This is a genomic window from Polaribacter sp. ALD11 (genome assembly GCF_002831685.1).
In the GTDB taxonomy this organism is placed as follows: domain Bacteria; phylum Bacteroidota; class Bacteroidia; order Flavobacteriales; family Flavobacteriaceae; genus Polaribacter.
Window position 1 is genome coordinate 2,419,551 of sequence record NZ_CP025119.1, and the last position, 17,469, is coordinate 2,437,019.

At 29.5% G+C, this 17,469-nt stretch carries 15 protein-coding genes; 7 read left to right on the forward strand and 8 right to left on the reverse strand.

Annotated features, from left to right (window positions below):
• Nucleotides 1-52: 52 nt before the first annotated feature.
• Nucleotides 53-196 (reverse strand): hypothetical protein, encoded by a 144-nt coding sequence (locus tag CW731_RS15685; protein ID WP_198519812.1) that lies wholly within the window; start codon nt 194-196, stop codon nt 53-55.
• A 125-nt stretch (nt 197-321) separates the two neighbouring features.
• On the opposite strand from CW731_RS15685, the gene CW731_RS10670 reads away from it, so the two are divergent.
• Both CW731_RS10670 and CW731_RS10675 read left to right on the forward strand, forming a co-directional pair.
• Nucleotides 322-2,139: a tetratricopeptide repeat protein gene (locus CW731_RS10670; RefSeq protein ID WP_100946711.1), complete on the forward strand. Its 1,818-nt coding sequence runs from the start codon at nt 322-324 to the stop codon at nt 2,137-2,139.
• A 43-nt stretch (nt 2,140-2,182) separates the two neighbouring features.
• Nucleotides 2,183-2,512 carry a DUF4286 family protein gene (locus tag CW731_RS10675; RefSeq protein WP_100946712.1) on the forward strand — a complete coding sequence of 110 codons (330 nt, stop codon included), beginning with the start codon at nt 2,183-2,185 and terminating at the stop codon, nt 2,510-2,512.
• Between the two features lie 172 nt (nt 2,513-2,684).
• Here CW731_RS10675 and CW731_RS10680 read toward each other — a convergent pair whose 3' ends face one another.
• Nucleotides 2,685-3,533 carry a hypothetical protein gene (locus CW731_RS10680; RefSeq protein WP_100946713.1) on the reverse strand — a complete coding sequence of 283 codons (849 nt, stop codon included), beginning with the start codon at nt 3,531-3,533 and terminating at the stop codon, nt 2,685-2,687.
• Between the two features lie 87 nt (nt 3,534-3,620).
• Between CW731_RS10680 and rsmA the strand changes: the two genes are divergently transcribed.
• Both rsmA and mgtE read left to right on the forward strand, forming a co-directional pair.
• Nucleotides 3,621-4,424 carry a 16S rRNA (adenine(1518)-N(6)/adenine(1519)-N(6))-dimethyltransferase RsmA gene (rsmA, locus tag CW731_RS10685; RefSeq protein ID WP_100946714.1) on the forward strand — a complete coding sequence of 268 codons (804 nt, stop codon included), beginning with the start codon at nt 3,621-3,623 and terminating at the stop codon, nt 4,422-4,424.
• Nucleotides 4,414-5,766 (forward strand): magnesium transporter, encoded by a 1,353-nt coding sequence (mgtE, locus tag CW731_RS10690; RefSeq protein WP_100946715.1) that lies wholly within the window; start codon nt 4,414-4,416, stop codon nt 5,764-5,766. The genes rsmA and mgtE overlap by 11 nt, the downstream gene beginning before the upstream one ends.
• 345 nt (nt 5,767-6,111) lie before the next feature.
• On the opposite strand, the gene CW731_RS10695 is transcribed toward mgtE, so the two are convergent.
• From CW731_RS10695 to CW731_RS10705, 3 genes are all read right to left on the reverse strand, one after another.
• Nucleotides 6,112-6,789, reverse strand: coding sequence for a response regulator transcription factor (locus tag CW731_RS10695; protein ID WP_100946716.1), 678 nt, complete (start codon nt 6,787-6,789; stop codon nt 6,112-6,114).
• Nucleotides 6,779-8,692, reverse strand: coding sequence for a tetratricopeptide repeat-containing sensor histidine kinase (locus CW731_RS10700; protein WP_198519813.1), 1,914 nt, complete (start codon nt 8,690-8,692; stop codon nt 6,779-6,781). Before CW731_RS10700 ends, CW731_RS10695 begins: the two co-directional genes overlap by 11 nt.
• Nucleotides 8,693-8,896: 204 nt before the next feature.
• Nucleotides 8,897-9,430 carry an RNA methyltransferase gene (locus tag CW731_RS10705; protein WP_100946718.1) on the reverse strand — a complete coding sequence of 178 codons (534 nt, stop codon included), beginning with the start codon at nt 9,428-9,430 and terminating at the stop codon, nt 8,897-8,899.
• An 88-nt stretch (nt 9,431-9,518) separates the two neighbouring features.
• Here CW731_RS10705 and mutS point away from each other — a divergent pair, with 88 nt between their 5' ends.
• Together mutS and CW731_RS10715 are read left to right on the forward strand one after the other, a co-directional pair.
• A complete protein-coding gene (gene mutS / locus CW731_RS10710) occupies nt 9,519-12,128 on the forward strand; it encodes a DNA mismatch repair protein MutS (protein ID WP_100946719.1) in 2,610 nt (869 codons plus the stop codon).
• Nucleotides 12,128-12,583: an RNA methyltransferase gene (locus CW731_RS10715; RefSeq protein ID WP_100946720.1), complete on the forward strand. Its 456-nt coding sequence runs from the start codon at nt 12,128-12,130 to the stop codon at nt 12,581-12,583. Before mutS ends, CW731_RS10715 begins: the two co-directional genes overlap by 1 nt.
• A gap of 86 nt (nt 12,584-12,669) precedes the next feature.
• Here the strand turns inward: CW731_RS10715 and CW731_RS10720 are convergent, their stop codons facing one another.
• Together CW731_RS10720 and CW731_RS10725 are read right to left on the reverse strand one after the other, a co-directional pair.
• Nucleotides 12,670-13,302: a hypothetical protein gene (locus CW731_RS10720; RefSeq protein WP_157812220.1), complete on the reverse strand. Its 633-nt coding sequence runs from the start codon at nt 13,300-13,302 to the stop codon at nt 12,670-12,672.
• Between the two features lie 4 nt (nt 13,303-13,306).
• Complete coding sequence (locus CW731_RS10725; RefSeq protein WP_157812221.1) at nt 13,307-15,139, reverse strand: hypothetical protein; 1,833 nt, start codon at nt 15,137-15,139, stop codon at nt 13,307-13,309.
• Between the two features lie 247 nt (nt 15,140-15,386).
• Here CW731_RS10725 and CW731_RS15600 point away from each other — a divergent pair, with 247 nt between their 5' ends.
• A complete protein-coding gene (locus CW731_RS15600) occupies nt 15,387-15,530 on the forward strand; it encodes a hypothetical protein (RefSeq protein WP_157812222.1) in 144 nt (47 codons plus the stop codon).
• 673 nt (nt 15,531-16,203) lie between these two features.
• Here the strand turns inward: CW731_RS15600 and CW731_RS10730 are convergent.
• Entirely contained in the window at nt 16,204-17,469 is a 1,266-nt protein-coding gene (locus CW731_RS10730; RefSeq protein ID WP_100946723.1) for a D-alanyl-D-alanine carboxypeptidase/D-alanyl-D-alanine-endopeptidase, read from the reverse strand.

Genomic DNA, 17,469 nt, shown 5'->3' on the forward strand with positions numbered 1-17,469 from the left:
ATACTGTAATTTTAGCATTCAGTCTAAAACGGACTATCTTAAAAACTGCTAACTAGTTAGAAATTACAGCAATCATTAACCTCTTGTATTTATTCATTTCAATAAGTGAGTTTAAATAGGCACTTATTTGTCCGTTTTTCATAAACTCAATTGAGTTGTATTTTGCAGTTTCGTATTGTGTAGAAAAAGTATTCATAATCTTAAAATTTGATTGGTTATTTACTCTATAGACAAGTTTGATGCCAAAATGTTACAAATAGAAAATAAAATACGTTTGGTTTAATAAAATTTTAACATTTATCTTGAGTATCTTTGATTGTGATGAAAAAAATATTTCTACTTATTTTACTAACTATTAATGGTTTAAGTATCGCCCAGAATGCAGCTCAAAAAACGGCACAGAATGAGTATCTCTTAGCAGAAAATTATTTTAGAGAAGGAGAATATGAAAAAGCAACTCAGGTTTTTAAAAAACTGTATGATAGTTCGCCGTTTAATACAACGTATTTAGGACGCTTAATTTCTTGCTATCAAGAAACAGATCAGTTTTTAGAAGCAGAAAACCTACTAAAAAGTAGAATAACCGCGAATAAGAGTCAGGTTTATTTGTACGTGTATTTAGGCTATAATTACGAGAAACAACTTCAAAAAGAAAAAGCACAAGAAAATTATACGCTGGCTTTAAATTCTTTGGATAAAAACCCTGCGTATGGTGGTTTAATTGGAAGACTTTTTAAAGATTTTAACTTGCTAGACGATGCTATTTTAGCGTATGAAAAGGCGATGGAAGTTAATAAAAATGCGAATTATAATTTTCAGATTGCGCAGATTTATGGTGAAAAGGGAGATTTTAAAAAAATGTTTGAATCTTATATTGATTTAGTAGATAAAAATGATCAATACTTTAGTTTGGTACAAAGATATACCAGCAAGTATATTACAGACGATGCTGAAAATGAAGCGAACATTTTATTCAGAAAGACACTTTTAAGAAAGTCTGCAAGCAATCCAAAAGATGCTTGGAACACTTTGTTAAGTTGGTTGTTTACACAGCAAAAAGACTACACAAAGGCGCTTATTCAAGAAAAAGCATTGTATCAAAGAAAACCAGACGATTTAAGTGCCATTTTTACCATCGGGCAAATTGCTTTCAACAACAAGGCTTTTGATGCTTCGCAAGAATGTTTTAATTTTATAATTGAAAAATCTACTACTAAAAGTGAAGTAATTAACGCAAATTTATACCTAGTTAAAATTGCTGTTGCCACCAAGAATCCAGGAACAGAAACTTTATTTCAACATCTTTTTACCACTTTTGGAAAAAATGCAGCAACTGTAAATTTACAAGTAGTTTATGCAGATTTTTTAACTTTTTCAGAAAACAAGCCAGCACAAGCAAACAGCGTTTTAGAGGAAGCTCTTTCTTATGCAAACTCTAAGTTTGACAAAGCAAGAATTAAGTTAAAATTAGGTGATGTTTTAGTATTTACAGGCAAATTTAACAAAGCTCTTATTTATTTTTCGCAAATTCAAACACAATTAAAAAATCACGAATTAGGACAAGAAGCACGGTTTAAAGTAGCACAAACTAGTTATTTTAAAGGTGATTTCGATTGGGCAAAAGCACAACTAAAAGTGTTAAAAAGCTCTACCACACAATTGATTGCAAATGACGCTGTAGATTTATTTTTAAAAATTTCTGATAATGAACCCGTAGATTCTATTCCTTCGGGTTTAAAGCAATTGGCAAATGCAGAATTGTTGGCTTTTCAGAATAAGAATGAAGAAGCTTTAACTGAATTAAATAATTTGTTTGTTAAGAAAGATGTATTTATCAATGGTTTAATTCCTGGTGAAGTAATCTATGATGATGTGTTGTTTTTTCAAGCGAAGTTGCTCATCAAACAGCAAAGGTATAAAGAAGCTATTGCTAGTTTGTCTAAAATTATAGCAGCAGATAATCAAGGTTTTTTAACAGATGATGTTTACTTTATGATGGCAGAAACCTATAATAACAATTTAAAAAACACAGAAAAAGCACAAGAATATTATCAGAAAATAATTTTCGAACATCCTTCTAGTATTTACTTAGTAGATGCTAGAAAAAAATACAGAAAACTAAGAGGAGACAGGGTTTAATAAAATTAAACGTATACACAAATAAACAATTACACAGATTAATATGTACATATACAACGTAACTATAAATATTGATGGAACTGCACATAACGAATGGTTAACTTGGGTTGAGTCTCATATAACAGCTATTTTAAATACAGGTAAATTTACATCAGCAAAACTTACAGAGGTTTTGGTAGAAGAAGAAATGGGCGGTAGAACATACTCTATACAATATGCAGCAAGCTCAAGAGAAGATTTAGATGATTATTATAAACTACATGCAGATGATTTTCGTTTGGCAATCTTAAAGAAATTTGCAGATAAAATGCTGACTTTTAATACAGAATTAAAAATTGTAAACGAGTTTTATCCTACAAGCGTTAGTAATTAGATAGGTTTTTATAAAAACAGAAAAAATATATTAATCTTTGGTTTTTTATTAATTCTTTCAGGAGTTATACTTTCATATATAAAATGGGGAATAGAGCCAGAAGAAACAATTGGTGGCATTCTTAGTGGTTTTGGTACGGTACTAATTATAACATCCTTTACTTTTAAAACGCCTAAAAACTAGCTTCAACACCAATAGAAAATGCGTTTATGTTAGAAACTCCTAATTTATAATGTTCATAACCAGAAGAAATTCTGTAATTCTTTATATTGTATTTTAGTAACAATTTGGTATTTCTAACAGATTTACTATTTACTGTTGCCCATTTATGAGAAGCAACCAAGCTAATAGGTTTTGCTATAAAAAGTTCTCCACCAAACCCCATTAAAAAGCGAGTTTCTTTTACGTCATTAAAAATACGTCTAAAACCTAAGCCAAACCACGCATCGAAACGTTGGGTTCTAATTCTATGGTATTTTAATAAAGTAGAAAACATGTTAAAAGAATCTCTTTTTCCGTTTACTTTTTCGGAAAAAGTGGTGTAATTAATGTCTAAGGCAAATCGTTTCAAAAACCTAAAATCTACTCCAATATCATTACCATATAAATTTTTACTTTCAATTAAAAAATGATTGTAAACATCGAATCTTGTAATGTTATAATTAGTAGCATCTGTATACACAAAATTACCATATTTAGATTCTTTATAAGGATAATTAGAAATTTCTGCTGTACTCATTCTGCCTGCCATTTCCCAAGGAGATTCAAAAACAGCACCATAAACAGTATATGCAGCAGCGTACCATATAATTCTGGCAAACGGATTTTCTATATCATTGCTGTTATTAGTTGTTGAAGTAGAAGACGATTTTGAACGCTTTGCTGATCTTGTTCCTGAACTTTCCGAAGATTTTGTACTTTTTAAACTCTCTTTTGCTTTATCTAGTTTACCGTCTTGAGAAAAACTATAAGAACAAATAAACGCAAATAGTAAGGATAGAATAAGTATTTTTTTTTTCATCTAGGTTGATTTTTAAAAGTCTGAATCAAACAAAAATTATGCCGATTTAACTGTACCTTTGCTTTTAGAAGGATAAAAACAAATATTGTGTCTGTAAAAGCAAAAAAACATTTAGGTCAGCATTTTTTAATGGATGAAAGTATTGCAAAAGATATTGCAGATGCTTTATCTGGAAATGGATATGATGACGTCTTAGAAATTGGTCCAGGAATGGGCGTTTTAACGAAATATTTATTACCAAAAAAAGCAAAAGTTACTGTCATAGAACTAGACAGAGAATCTATTGCTTATTTAAATGATACTTTTCCTTTAGAGCACATCAAATTAGACACTTCTAAAGAGCACTTTTCTATTGTAGAAGGCGATTTTTTAAGGAAAGATATACAAGAAATGTTTCCGAAGAAACAAGTAGCAATTATTGGTAATTTCCCGTATAACATTTCTACTCAAATTGTTTTTAAAGCAATAGAAAACAGAGAATTTGTACCTGAATTTGCAGGTATGTTTCAAAAAGAAGTTGCTAAAAGAATTGCAGAAAAAGAAGGTTCTAAGGTCTACGGAATTATGTCTGTTTTAACACAAGCTTTTTTCGATGTAGAATACCTTTTTACAGTTCCACCAACGGTATTTAATCCACCTCCAAAAGTAGATTCTGGTGTAATAAGACTTATTAGAAAAAAAGATTATTCACTTCCTGTAGATGAAAAAATATTCTTTAGGGTTGTAAAAACGGCATTTAACCAACGTAGAAAAATGCTACGTTCTAGCTTAAAGTCTTTTAATCTCTCGGATTCTTTAAAAGAAGACCCTATATTTGCGAAACGTCCAGAACAATTATCTGTTCAGGATTTTATTTCTCTCACGCAAAAATTAATAGAAAATGGCATTTGAAATTAGTGATGAATTTCTAGAAAAATTAGTTGGCTTTATCTATGAAAACAACGATTCTGAAATAAAACAACTTTTTGAGGAAGTCCATTTTGCAGATATAGCAGAGGTTTTAGACGAAGTAAGTTTTGAGGAAGCTATCTATATTATTAAACTTTTAGATAGCGAAAAAACATCTGAAATTCTAACAGAATTAGATGAAGATACCCGCGAAAAAATTCTAGAAAATTTATCTACAAAAGAAATTGCTCGAGAAATTGGTGAGATGGATTCTGATGATGCTGCAGACATTATTGGAGAACTTTCAGAGGAACGTCAATTACGTGTAATTAACGCCCTAAAAGATGATGAATTAGCGGCAGACATTAAAGAACTATTGTCTTATGAAGATGATACAGCTGGTGCATTAATGGCAAAAGAATTGGTAAAGGTTTATGAAACTTGGACGGTTGCTGGTTGTATGCGTAGAATTAGAGGACAAGCTCAAGAAGTTACCAGAGTACATTCTATTTACGTAGTAGATAAAGAAGATAAATTGGTAGGTAGATTGTCTTTAAAGGATTTAATTATTGCCAAATCAGATCAAAAAATTGCAGACATTTCTAAGTCGAAAGTAGATTCTGTAAATGTGCATGAAGGTGATGAAGAAGTTGCTAAAATTATGGCAAAATACGATTTAGAAGCCATTCCTGTGGTAGATGATAATAACGTTTTATTAGGTAGAATTACTATTGACGATATCTTAGACGTTATTAAAGAAGAGGCAGATAAAGATTACCAAATGGCGGCTGGTTTTTCTCAAGATGTAGAAGCAAATGATACTATTTGGGAACTTACAAAAGCACGTTTACCTTGGTTAATTTTAGCGCTGTTTGGTGGTTTCATTTCCGTTTCTATTTTAGGAAGTTTTAATGGAGCCATGGAAAAACATTTTGAACTCTTCTTTTTTACTCCGTTAATTGCTGCGATGGCAGGAAATGTTGGTGTACAATCTTCTGCTATTATTGTACAAGGTTTGGCAAATGATAGCTTAAAGGGTTCGCTTTTTAAAAGATTGTTAAAAGAAATTTTGCAAGGTTTACTAAATGGTTTTGTATTGGCAACTTTATTAATGTCTGCAGGAATGTTGTTTCTAGGCTTCTCTTTTTCTTTAGGAATTACGGTTGCAGCATCTCTGGTTTCTGTAATTATTATCGCTTCAATTATTGGTACATTTATCCCTATTATTTTGGCAAAAAGAGGAATAGATCCTGCTTTGGCAACAGGTCCTTTTATTACTACTAGTAATGATATTTTAGGAATTTTAATCTATTTTTCTATTGCAAAATTAGTCTTAGGTTTTTAATAACTTCCCTTTTGGAAGCGACTTCATTAATTCTCTTAATTAGTGCTTTTATCTCTTTTTTTTAGGAAATATTCAAGGTATTTATGACTATGCATAAAGCTGTTTTTAGAATTTTAATTTACGCTTTTGTATAACATAAAAAAACCTTTCTGAATTAACAGAAAGGTCTTTTTCTTTTTCTTCTTAACGTTAGAAATAGGCCCCTAATCCTAGATCTGCAATTAGTCCCAATTAATTTATAGATTTTTTAATAAAAAACATCTACACTACAAAAATAGTTTTACTAATTAGAATAATTATACGAAAAACCGTAATTAGAACTGTAGATTTCCGCAAAACCAAGAATTAATCTATAATTCCTAGTTCTTTTGCCTTTAAAATTAAATCTGTATTATTATTTGCGTTTAAATCTGTTCTTAAATTTGCTAATTTTGTTTCGATAGAACGAAGCTTTAAAAGAGAGCCATCATGTTTTGTTATAATACCTTCTAAATTACCAATTTTCGGATGGTTAGGAAGCTCTTTTAACACTTGAATAGCAACATCATCCATTTGTATCTGAACAATGTTTCTTCGCATTATTTTTTGATGAATTTCATGCGTGTAATAAAAGTCGTTTGCTAACATTTTTTGAACAGCGAAACCAATTTCTGTAGCATCACATTTACTTTTTAATAAATATGCATTGGGGTTTAAATTACTAATTACATTGTAAACTCTATTGGTTTCTGTATGACCAGTAATTACACCTATTCTAATATCTATTTCATTGTTTCTAATAGCTTTAATTAGTTCTTCACCTCCATCTAAATTTGTAGCTTCATTACAATTATCGAAACTTAAATCTGTAAATAAGATATGAAAAGGGTTCTTATTTTGATGTGTTTTTATCAACTCAAAAGCGTTATCACAATTATTCGTTGTAACCAACTCAAAATCTCCCACATCTTTTAAAGAGCACAAAATTCCTTGTAGTACTAATTGATGATCATCTGCTATTAAAATTCTAGTTTTATTTGCCACTTTTAGGTATTTCTATATTTATAATTGTTCCTTTTTTTAACTTGCTTTCAATAGAAAAAACACCATTAATTTCTTCAATACGTTCTTGTATATTTTTCAAACCAATTCCTTTTCTTAGACTGTTTACATCAAATCCTATTCCGTTATCTGAAACTGTTAAAAAAACAGCTTTTTTTGTTTCATTAAATGTTAAAGTAATTGCTGTTGCTTGCGCATGTTTTTTAGAATTCTGAATACTTTCTCTAATCGATAAAAATAAAGTTCTTTTAATAGAATTATTTACGGCTTTCCATAAAACACTATCAATTTCTATTATTTTAATTTTAAAGTCAATTTCAAAAAAATCTGAAACAATATTTATTATCTGATCTTTAAAAGGTACTTTATCAAAACTCTCGCTACTTAATTGATGTGATAAATTTCTAACATTTTCCTTTATAACATCCAAACTTTTGGCTGCTTTTAATTGATTTGTTTTTTCCAATTTTAAGTGCAACATACTAATATCTCCTGCAACCTCATCATGTAAAGATTTTGCAATTTGCTGGCGTTCTTTTTCACGAGCTTCAATTTGCTGCATCTTTGCTTCAAAAATCATTTTCTTTCTTCTTATCGAAACAATACTTAGACCAAAACCTATAAACAAAACACTAACTCCGGCAAGTAACCAACCTATTATTTTATGTTGCTTTTCTGTTTCTAATTCTAAATGTTTTCTAGCGTTTTCTTCTTTTAAATACTCATTTTCTATATCTTTCTTTTCGGTTTCATATCTAACTTTAGCAAACTGATTTTTTAAAGATCTTTCTCTAGTAAATAAACTATCGCTTAATTTTATATAATCTTTTAAATACTTTTTAGCAGTTTCTCCTTTAGTAAGCTGTGATAAAAATTCTAAACACTCTAAAACTTGTTTATTATTTCTTGTTTCTTTTCCTAATTCTAAACCTCTCTTTGCATGTTTTTTTGCTAAAGAATATTTTTTATTCTTTAAATACGCTTCTGCTAAAAAACTATGTGAAACACTTTGTGAATAGAGGTTTTTGGTTTTTATTCTACTTTTTAAAACTATTTTATAACCTTCTATTGCTTTTTCTGTTTTTCCTTCTCTAAAGTATACGGCAGATAAGTTTCCTAAAAGAGCTTGGTATTGTTTGGGGTGTTTCGTTTCTAGACTATCAGAGTTTAAGCCTTCCTTAAACAAAGAAGCTGCTTTTTTTAAATTTCCTTCATCTTTATAAGTCATTCCAATATTACTCAATAGGTTTAAGTAATTTTTTTCTCTTCTATGTTTTACAGTATTAAACTTACAAATTTTCTGTGCTTTCAAATAATAAAATCTCGCCTCTTTAGGCTTTTTTAAGTGACCTAACGCATTCCCTAAAGTTTGGTATAAAGAAATTAGTGTTCTATATTTTTTAAGAGGTTCTATATATTTTAAGCCTTCAATAGTTGTTATTTCGCAACCTATGAAATCTAGCTCTTTTACTTGTATAATAGCCATAGATAATAACCTTCTCCCTATTTCAAGAGAATCTTTTAGTGCTATAGAAACATTTTTTGATTTATGGTAATAATAAAAAGTACTATCTAAATTATTTTTGATCTTATGGTTTAAAGCTTCTAGATGATATGCTTTTGCTAGAGAAAAAGAGTCTTTCTTAAGTTGAAAGTGTTTTAGTAATTTATTTTTGGAAAATGTTAGCCCTAAAGTATCTTTTATAAAATAACTTTGTTTTGCGTACTCAATACTTGTTTGCTTTATAAGAGAATCTATTTTTAATTCTTCAGAAAGCAGCACTGCCCTTTTTAAATATGGAAATTTGTCTGCTCCTTTCGCGTTCTTTAAATAAAAAGCAATAGAATCTATATTTTTACCTAATTCTTTTTTTTGAGAAGACACAGAAAGACTTGCTAACAATAAAAAAAACACTATTTTTTTTTGCGCAAAAAATAAGCTCCTTATTTTTTTAAATAATTGGAGTTTACTCATCCTACTTTAAGGTTCAAACTAATTAATAATTCTATAAAGTTCTTTTCTTTTTGCTTCATTTTAATAGAGGTTTTTCGTAAAGCTTTAAAAATATAATTTTAGAATTAAAACCAACTATAATTTATTCATTTTCTGAAATAAATCCCAAATAACAACACCTGTTGTTACCGATATATTTAAGGAATGCTTGGTCCCTAATTGAGGTATTTCTATACATAAATCGGAAGCACTTACTACCTCTTGCTGCACTCCTTTTACTTCATTTCCCATTACAATAGCATATTTTTCATCTTTCTTCGGATAAAAAGTATCTAATTTTGTGCTGTGTTCGGCTTGTTCAATTGCTAAAACTTTTATACCATCTACTTTCAATTTTTCAACTAAAGTAAGCGTATCTTCCACATATTCCCAAGCAACAGATTCGGTTGCCCCCAAAGCTGTTTTATGAATTTCTTTATTAGGCGGTGTTGCGCAAATACCACACAAATAGATTTTTTCAATAAGAAAAGCATCGCTAGTTCTAAAAACAGAACCAATATTATTTAAACTTCTAATATTGTCTAAAATGACAATAATTGGCGTTTTTTTTATCGTTTTAAATTCATCAACTGTAATTCTGCCTAACTCGTTATTCTTTAATTTCCTCATATCTTGTGAATAAGTTCACAGCAAACTGCTACTAAATACTGCGTACTAATTTTTATCTTCGCAAAACTAACTGAAAATTTCTAAAAACTTGGCAAAACCGAAACCAAAAAAGGTAACTCCTTTAATGAAACAATACAATGCTATCAAGACCAGATATCCTGATGCGATGTTACTTTTTCGTGTGGGAGATTTCTACGAAACCTTTGGTGAAGATGCTAAAAAAGCTGCCGGAGTTTTAGGGATTACCTTAACCAAACGTGGCGCAGGAAGTGAAACAGAAACTGCTTTGGCTGGTTTTCCTCATCATTCTTTAAACACCTATTTGCCAAAGTTGGTAAAAGCGGGCATGCGTGTTGCTATTTGTGATCAGTTAGAAGATCCAAAAATGACCAAAACCATTGTAAAACGTGGTGTTACAGAACTGGTTACACCTGGAGTCTCTTTAAACGACGAAGTTTTACAAACAAAAACTAACAACTTTTTAGCTGCTATTCATTTTGATAAAAAACAACTCGGAATTTCATTTTTAGATGTTTCTACTGGTGAATATTTGGTGGCGCAAGGAAATGCAGAATACATCGATAAATTATTGCAAAACTTTAGTCCGAGTGAAGTTTTAGTCCAGAAACAACACAAACAACAATTTTTAGAACTTTTTGAAAACCGTTATTATACATTTTATTTAGACGATTGGGTTTTTCAAAAGGAATATGCAAACGAAACGTTACACAATCATTTTGAGGTAAAAAGCTTAAAAGGTTTTGGAATTCAGGATTTAAAAAACGGAATTATTGCTGCCGGAGCAGTGATGTATTATTTGTCTGAAACACAGCACAATCAACTAAAACACATTCAGCATATTAGCAGAATTGCAGAAGATAATTATGTTTGGATGGATCGTTTTACCGTTCGAAATTTGGAGCTTTACAATCCGAATTCTATAAACGCCGTAACACTTTTAGATGTTATTGATAAAACCATTTCGCCAATGGGCGGAAGACTCTTAAAACGGTGGTTAGCGCTTCCATTAAAAAATATCGAGGAGATTAAAAATCGTCATGAATTGGTAAAATTCTTCATAGATTCTGATGATTTTTCGAAGACAGTAACGTATCAGTTAAAACAAATATCAGACCTTGAAAGACTGATTTCTAAAGTTGCAACTGGCAAAGCTTCTCCAAGAGAAATTGTCTTGTTAAAAGATTCTCTAAAAGCAATTTTGCCGATAAAATCATCCGCAGAAAGTAGCGAAAACGAGACTGTTAAGGTATTAGGAAATCAATTACATACGTGTACCGATTTAATTGAAAAAATTTATGAAACCTTATTTGACAATGCGCCTGTAAACATAAATAAAGGAAAGGCCATTGCAACTGGAGTTCATCAAGAATTAGACGATTTACGTGCCATTTCCAATACAGGAAAGGAATATTTAGACAATATGCTAAAACGTGAAACAGAACGCACGGGAATTAGCAGTTTAAAGATTTCGTTCAATAATGTTTTTGGGTATTATATTGAAGTTAGAAATTCTCATAAAGACAAAGTCCCAGAAGAATGGATCAGAAAACAAACCTTGGTAAATGCAGAGCGCTATATTACGGAAGAATTAAAAGAATACGAAACAAAAATTTTAGGTGCTGAAGAGAAAATTCAGAAATTAGAGCAAGAAATATTTTCTAAGTTATTACAATATATCATACAATATGTGCAAATTGTTCAAGAAAATGCGCAAATTATAGCAAAAATTGATTGTTTACTCGCTTTTTCTGTATTAGCTATTGATAACAATTATGTACGTCCGATTATGGATGAAAGTACCGATTTAGAAATTAAAAACGGAAGACATCCTGTTATTGAAAAACAGTTGCCAATAGACCAAACTTATATTGCCAATGATGTTGTTTTAAATAGAAATCAGCAACAAATAATTATGATTACCGGACCCAATATGTCTGGTAAATCGGCTATTTTAAGACAAACTGCATTGATTGTTTTGTTAGCACAAATGGGAAGTTATGTGCCTGCTCAAAATGCAAAAATTGGTATTGTAGACAAAATTTTTACACGTGTTGGTGCAAGTGATAATATTTCTATGGGCGAATCTACATTTATGGTAGAAATGAACGAAACAGCTTCGATTTTGAATAATGTTTCTGAGCGCAGTTTAATATTATTAGATGAAATTGGTAGAGGAACGTCTACTTATGACGGAATTTCGATTGCATGGGCAATTTCAGAGTTCTTACACGAGCACCCAACCAAAGCAAAAACATTATTTGCTACGCATTACCATGAACTGAATGAAATGACCACTACTTTTGAGCGCATTAAAAACTTTAATGTGTCTGTAAAAGAGTTGAAAGACAACATTATTTTCCTACGTAAGCTCGTTTCTGGAGGCTCTAATCATAGTTTTGGTATTCACGTAGCCAAACTTGCTGGAATGCCAAATATGGTGATTCACAGAGCAAATAAAATACTAGCACAATTAGAAAAGAATAATAAAAGTGCAGAGGTAAAAGATGCTTTAAAACAAACACAGCATGAAGAAATGCAGCTTAGCTTTTTTAAGCTAGATGACCCGCTTTTAGAAAACATTAGAGAAGAAATTTTAGCAACAAATATAGATACGTTAACGCCTATTGAAGCATTAATGAAATTGAATGAGATTAAACGAATGTTGTTGAAGAAGTAATGGTAAATAATTTAGAACAAGGTTTTTTCGGAATTGGAATTCAGAATGGAAAAACTCCTGAAAATTTAGGTGTTTTATGGCGTTCTGCCCAAAATATGGGCGCTAGTTATATTTTTACCATTGGTAATCGCTATGCAAAACAAGCTTGCGACACGCATAAAGCAATTGGTGCAATGCCTTATTTTCATTACGAGACTTTCGAGGATTTCTTTAACAACCTCCCAAAAGGCGCTATGTTAGTAGGTGTAGAATTAGATGAAAAAGCAGTACAATTAGAAACCTTTGAGCATCCTAGACGTTGTGTTTATTTATTGGGCGCAGAAGATCATGGAATGTCTAAAATCGCTATTGAAAAATCGCATCATTTAGTAAAATTTAAATCTGAGTTAAGTTTAAACGTAGCTGTAGCTGGAAGCATTATTATGTACGATAGACAAACTAAGTTAAATTTTTAGGTTTTAAAATACATATAACAGAAAAGCACAAACTTTAAAGTTTGTACTTAACTGCTATTTTTTATATACGTGGTTGTGGTTTGTATTTATTCTATCCAAACAGTTCCTTTCGCGTAATAAGTCCATTCATTATTTAAATTCTTTAAAATGAACAAACTTCCTGAGGATATTGTTTCTCTGTAAAGAAGTGCGTATTTTTTATTTTTACTGAATAAAGGTATTGAATAATATAAATATCTCCCTCTGGTTTCTAATATATTTTGATAATTTTTATTAGCTAAAATGTCTCCAAAATTTTTATATTTCTTTAATGTATTGCTAATTGAATCACTCTTTATAAAAAAATCTTCTTTATTTAATATTTGTTTCCAGTTTTTAACTTTATTGTTAGACAATTGACATTTCATATAATCAAAATCTTCTTTTGTAAAGAATTGAGTAAAATCAATAATATCATTTTTAGATTTAATTTTAATTTTACTCATTAATTCAAAAGCTTCTGACATCAAAAAATTATCTAATTTTTCTCCTAAAGGTTTTTCAATTACATTACTACCAATTAAACGATTACAATCTTGGGATTGTTTTCTAATTTCATTAGTCATTAAATTTATGGCTTCACTTGAATTGTTGCAGTAATCATTTTTAATAATATTTATTTGAGCATTACAACAACTAAAAGTAATAAAAATAAAGAGGAATCTTAATAGTTTATACATAACTTTAATTACAATTTTTGGTTCCTAATGCATTATTATTTGCAGAATTACCTGAACCAACTTGTCCTTCATTTTGGTTGGCATCAATAATGCTTTGCTTAAAATCTGTTGAAAGGGCATTAAAAGCTGGTGTGTTTATCATGCCTCCAGACCAGCTTAAATAAGTATAATAATTATTGTCAGTTAACGAATAATTGTTCCAAGATTCTAAAGAGTTAGCAATTGAACTAATAAAGTTTTTAACCATTAATTTGTGCTCTGCTGTATTTGGATTATTTCCATTTTGACTTAAAAGTCTATCTAATGATTTACGGAGGTCTGAAAATACTTGTGTATGATAAATTAAACTAATATAAGCATGAAGTGATTCATGAATAACTGTTCTAGCAATTGATAAATCCGTAGCATTAGAAACATAACTGCTGTTTAGTGTAATATCAAATGCTTTGGTAGATAGATTAAACTTAGTTTCTGCATTTTTTTCTTGACCTAGGTTATTTGGTTGTAAACTCCCAACTTTAAAGTTTAAGTGATATTTACTTGAATTATTAAAAACATCCATAATATGACCAGAAAGATTAAATTCTTCTCTCACAAAATCGGGCATATCTCCTAAATCTAAATATGCATTATCTTGGGCCAATTTATTAATAATTGTTTTGACACAATTAGGAACTGAGCTTGAAATTATGATTTCTTTATCAAAATTAATACTATTTAAAGACAATAAAGAGTTACCAAATAAAGCTAAAATACTCTGATAAGCAAAAACTTTAGCATTTTCAAATTCTGGAGTAAAAGCAAATGAATTTAGATAATTAGTTATAGCATCTTTAGCTTCTTTATTTCTGATGTCATTTATCCAATTTTCTTGCTCATTTGTTAAGCCTAATGTGTCAGAAAAAGTAAAACCATCATCTAAATCATCTAATGTTAATTTTTTAACTTCCACACAATTTCCATTTTCATCAGGTTTAAAACCGATTTGACACATAATAATAGGAGTAGCTTCTCTAGCACAATTTCTTCTGCCACTTCCATCATTACAATCTAAATAGCCATCTCCTTCTCCTCTAATAATTCTAATTGGTTCATCTGGTTGAAATTCAGTAACACAAGAAGTTGAAGAAGAGGAACCTATATATTCTGTATTTAAGAAAACAACACTTATTAAATTACCCCAAGCATCATAACTATATCTGTACCAATCGATATAATGATATAGTGTAGATGTTTTACAATTTGTAATGTCTCCTTTAGCTAGTATATTAGAATCTTGAATTTTTGACTTATCTTTAAAGTAAAGTTTAGACTTTTTATTTTCTTCCTTATTTACATGTTTTGCAAAATGTAGTTCATTTTCGCTATTGTATAAATGTGTAAGTCCTTTATAACCTGTATTTTTATTTAAAGAAATATCTAAATCTTCAATAACTATTGATTTTTCTTTTTCTTGGAAAAATTTTGCAATAAAAAAAGTGAGGTTATTTTCTTCATTTTCTGTAACTACTAATTTATAGAAAGTGTTAAAACCTTCTTTTTTTGTTTTGTTAACTGCTGTAGGATTAAAAGGAGTATTATAAATAAGTTCAAATTCATAAAAATTAGTTTCTAATTCTTTGGAATATTCTTTTACAGCACTATTCCAATCGACATCATAGTCAAAAGGAATTTTTTTTTTAAAGTCTTCTTTATTAAATTGCTTTTCAAATTTATTTTCAATAGAAACTTCTTGCTGTTCAACAAGGTTTTCTTTTTCGCAATTTAATAGCAAAATAGACATTCCGAAGAATAGAATTGCCATTTTAAAAAGGTTGACTAATTTGTTTTTTTTCATTTTCATAATTGTTTAAATTTAGTTATTAATATTCATTTTTGGTTATAAACAAGCTGCAATTTTTGATTATTCAATTCAGCTGTTTGACGAGCCAATATAAACCACAACTGATTTGTATAACCAAAGTACTGTGAAAGCGTGTGAAGATTTTCCGCAGGAAAATATAAGCCAATAGAAAAACAATTAATTATAAGAAAAACAAAGAGCAAGTATTTTTAATATACGTTGTTCTCTACTTTAAAAATTTATGAAAGCAATAATAAAAAAAGACGGAGTTTTAGAAATTAAGCCAGAAAATAAAGATGAAGACAAAATCTTGAATGAATGGTACAATAAAAATGGGCGACAAGTTGCAAGGAATGTAATTGTCTTTAGTGTAAGTGATAGTTAATTTTTATTGTTTAGAACAATTATTATATAAATAATTAGTCCTTTTATCACTAATCATTTATTTGTTATTTCTTACTCTTTCAATTTTCAGAATTTACACTTGTCTAACTATTTTTAACGTCTTTTTGTAGTTTACATATTTTGACAAGAGATGGTAAATCTCTTTTTCTTTTACCATAGCATTTTTAGCAATTATTTATTTTAGTAAACTTAGAAGATAAAAACGTACGTGTCAATCCCTGAAAATGGTATAAATTTAGTATCCCTGGAATCAGGGTTATGTATCCCTGATTTCAGGGATACGAAACAACTCAAAAAACTAACTATAAGTATATTACGGTAATATTATTTTTCAATTTTTTAAACAAAGAGGATTTAAAAATGAGAATTAATAAGTTATTTAAAAGAAGTTAACTTAAAGATTTGAGTAGACAAAACAACAGGCTAAACCGTTTTAACTTCCTTTTTACCAGCACAATAACTAACAATACAAGCTAATACACCAATTAAAAGGGACACATAAAATAATTACTCCCCAAATTAAAAAACGAGTATTATTTTTATTTTTTGAAACTAAAAATAAAGCCGTTAAAGTATTAGAATTAAATATAGTATCATTTGGTAAGGATAGCGCATTTAAGAAGTTATAACTTTTTTTACAAAAATACTTATAACTAATACGTATCTCTTAACCACTCAAAAGTAGTTTGCATTTTTTCTTTTACAGCATTGTTAGCATGTAAATAATGGTTGTTCATAAAACTAAATATTAAGACTTTTCCCGACTTGGTCAATAAATAACCACTTAGATTGTAATTATTACCCAAAGTGCCCGATTTTGCATGAATATAAGGTTTAGATTTTCCAGAAAACCAGTTTTTTAACGTACCAGATGCTCCGCCAACAGGAAAAAATTGAAACAACCTTTCTTCTGGAATTTCTTTATACAGCTTCGTTAATACTTCAACAAAAGAAATCGGCGAAAATAAATTGTACCTACTTAAACCCGAACCATCTACCCAACGTGGTTTTTGTTGTAAGTCTTTTAGTTGATTTTCTAAAATGTGTTTTCTAACCTTAGAAGAGCTTAAAGTATCTGAAAGTGTAGAGGATACTAAAATTAGAATCTGTTCTGCCAAAAAATTATCACTCACTTCCATCATTCTTTTAAAGAGAGAGTCTTTAGGAATGCTATAGGCTGTTGTTACCGGATGTATGTTAGATTCTTTAATAATAGCTACTTTATTAGGTGCAATATCATTCCATAGATTTGCAATTAATAAAGAGTCTATAATCATAGGTATTTCTGTTTCACGCGTTCTATTTTTACTGAAATAAAAATTATTTTCCAGCTCTTCTCTTCCGTAGCCTTCTTCTGTAATTTTTAAATCCTTCTTAAAAAACTGAGGAGCAACATTTAAATCATTTTCATTCTGTAGGTTAACTACGTTTCCATACATAGGAAAAGCACTTTTTTCTGGGCTAAAATAACTATCAAAATCTTCCCAAGCCCAACCAGGTCCGTATCTTTTATCAGAAATATTATCAACAATTAAATGAACTTTTTTAAAGGCTTTTATCTTTTTTAAGGCGGTACTATCTTTAAAAAAAGGATGTAAAAAAGTTGGATCTCCTGTTCCTTTAATAGTAATAGTATCTTTATTAACCGCATATTTAAACGCAGGTATAGAGTCTGGTAACAATTCTAAACCTGCAAACAGCGTAAATATTTTAGTGTTACTTGCGGGGGTAAAATACTTTTCTGCTTGGTAATTATAAACAACTTTATCTGCGGTTACATCATATATATAAATTCCTGTAAATTGATTTTTATAAAAGGAAGAAGTTACGTTTTTGGTCAGATTTTTAGCGATTTTTGCTGACTTACAATGAGTGAAAAATAAAATAACCAACAAACTTAGTAGTCCTTTTTTAAGCAT

Coding starts and splice junctions, on each gene's coding strand:
- CW731_RS15685 (WP_198519812.1), bottom strand. CDS start 196: ATGAATACTTTTTCTACACAATACGAAACTGCAAAATACAACTCAATT.
- CW731_RS10670 (WP_100946711.1), top strand. CDS start 322: ATGAAAAAAATATTTCTACTTATTTTACTAACTATTAATGGTTTAAGT.
- CW731_RS10675 (WP_100946712.1), top strand. CDS start 2,183: ATGTACATATACAACGTAACTATAAATATTGATGGAACTGCACATAAC.
- CW731_RS10680 (WP_100946713.1), bottom strand. CDS start 3,533: ATGAAAAAAAAAATACTTATTCTATCCTTACTATTTGCGTTTATTTGT.
- mgtE (WP_100946715.1), top strand. CDS start 4,414: ATGGCATTTGAAATTAGTGATGAATTTCTAGAAAAATTAGTTGGCTTT.
- CW731_RS10705 (WP_100946718.1), bottom strand. CDS start 9,430: ATGAGGAAATTAAAGAATAACGAGTTAGGCAGAATTACAGTTGATGAA.
- CW731_RS10715 (WP_100946720.1), top strand. CDS start 12,128: ATGGTAAATAATTTAGAACAAGGTTTTTTCGGAATTGGAATTCAGAAT.
- CW731_RS10720 (WP_157812220.1), bottom strand. CDS start 13,302: ATGTATAAACTATTAAGATTCCTCTTTATTTTTATTACTTTTAGTTGT.
- CW731_RS10725 (WP_157812221.1), bottom strand. CDS start 15,139: ATGAAAAAAAACAAATTAGTCAACCTTTTTAAAATGGCAATTCTATTC.
- CW731_RS15600 (WP_157812222.1), top strand. CDS start 15,387: ATGAAAGCAATAATAAAAAAAGACGGAGTTTTAGAAATTAAGCCAGAA.
- CW731_RS10730 (WP_100946723.1), bottom strand. CDS start 17,469: ATGCTTAAAAAAGGACTACTAAGTTTGTTGGTTATTTTATTTTTCACT.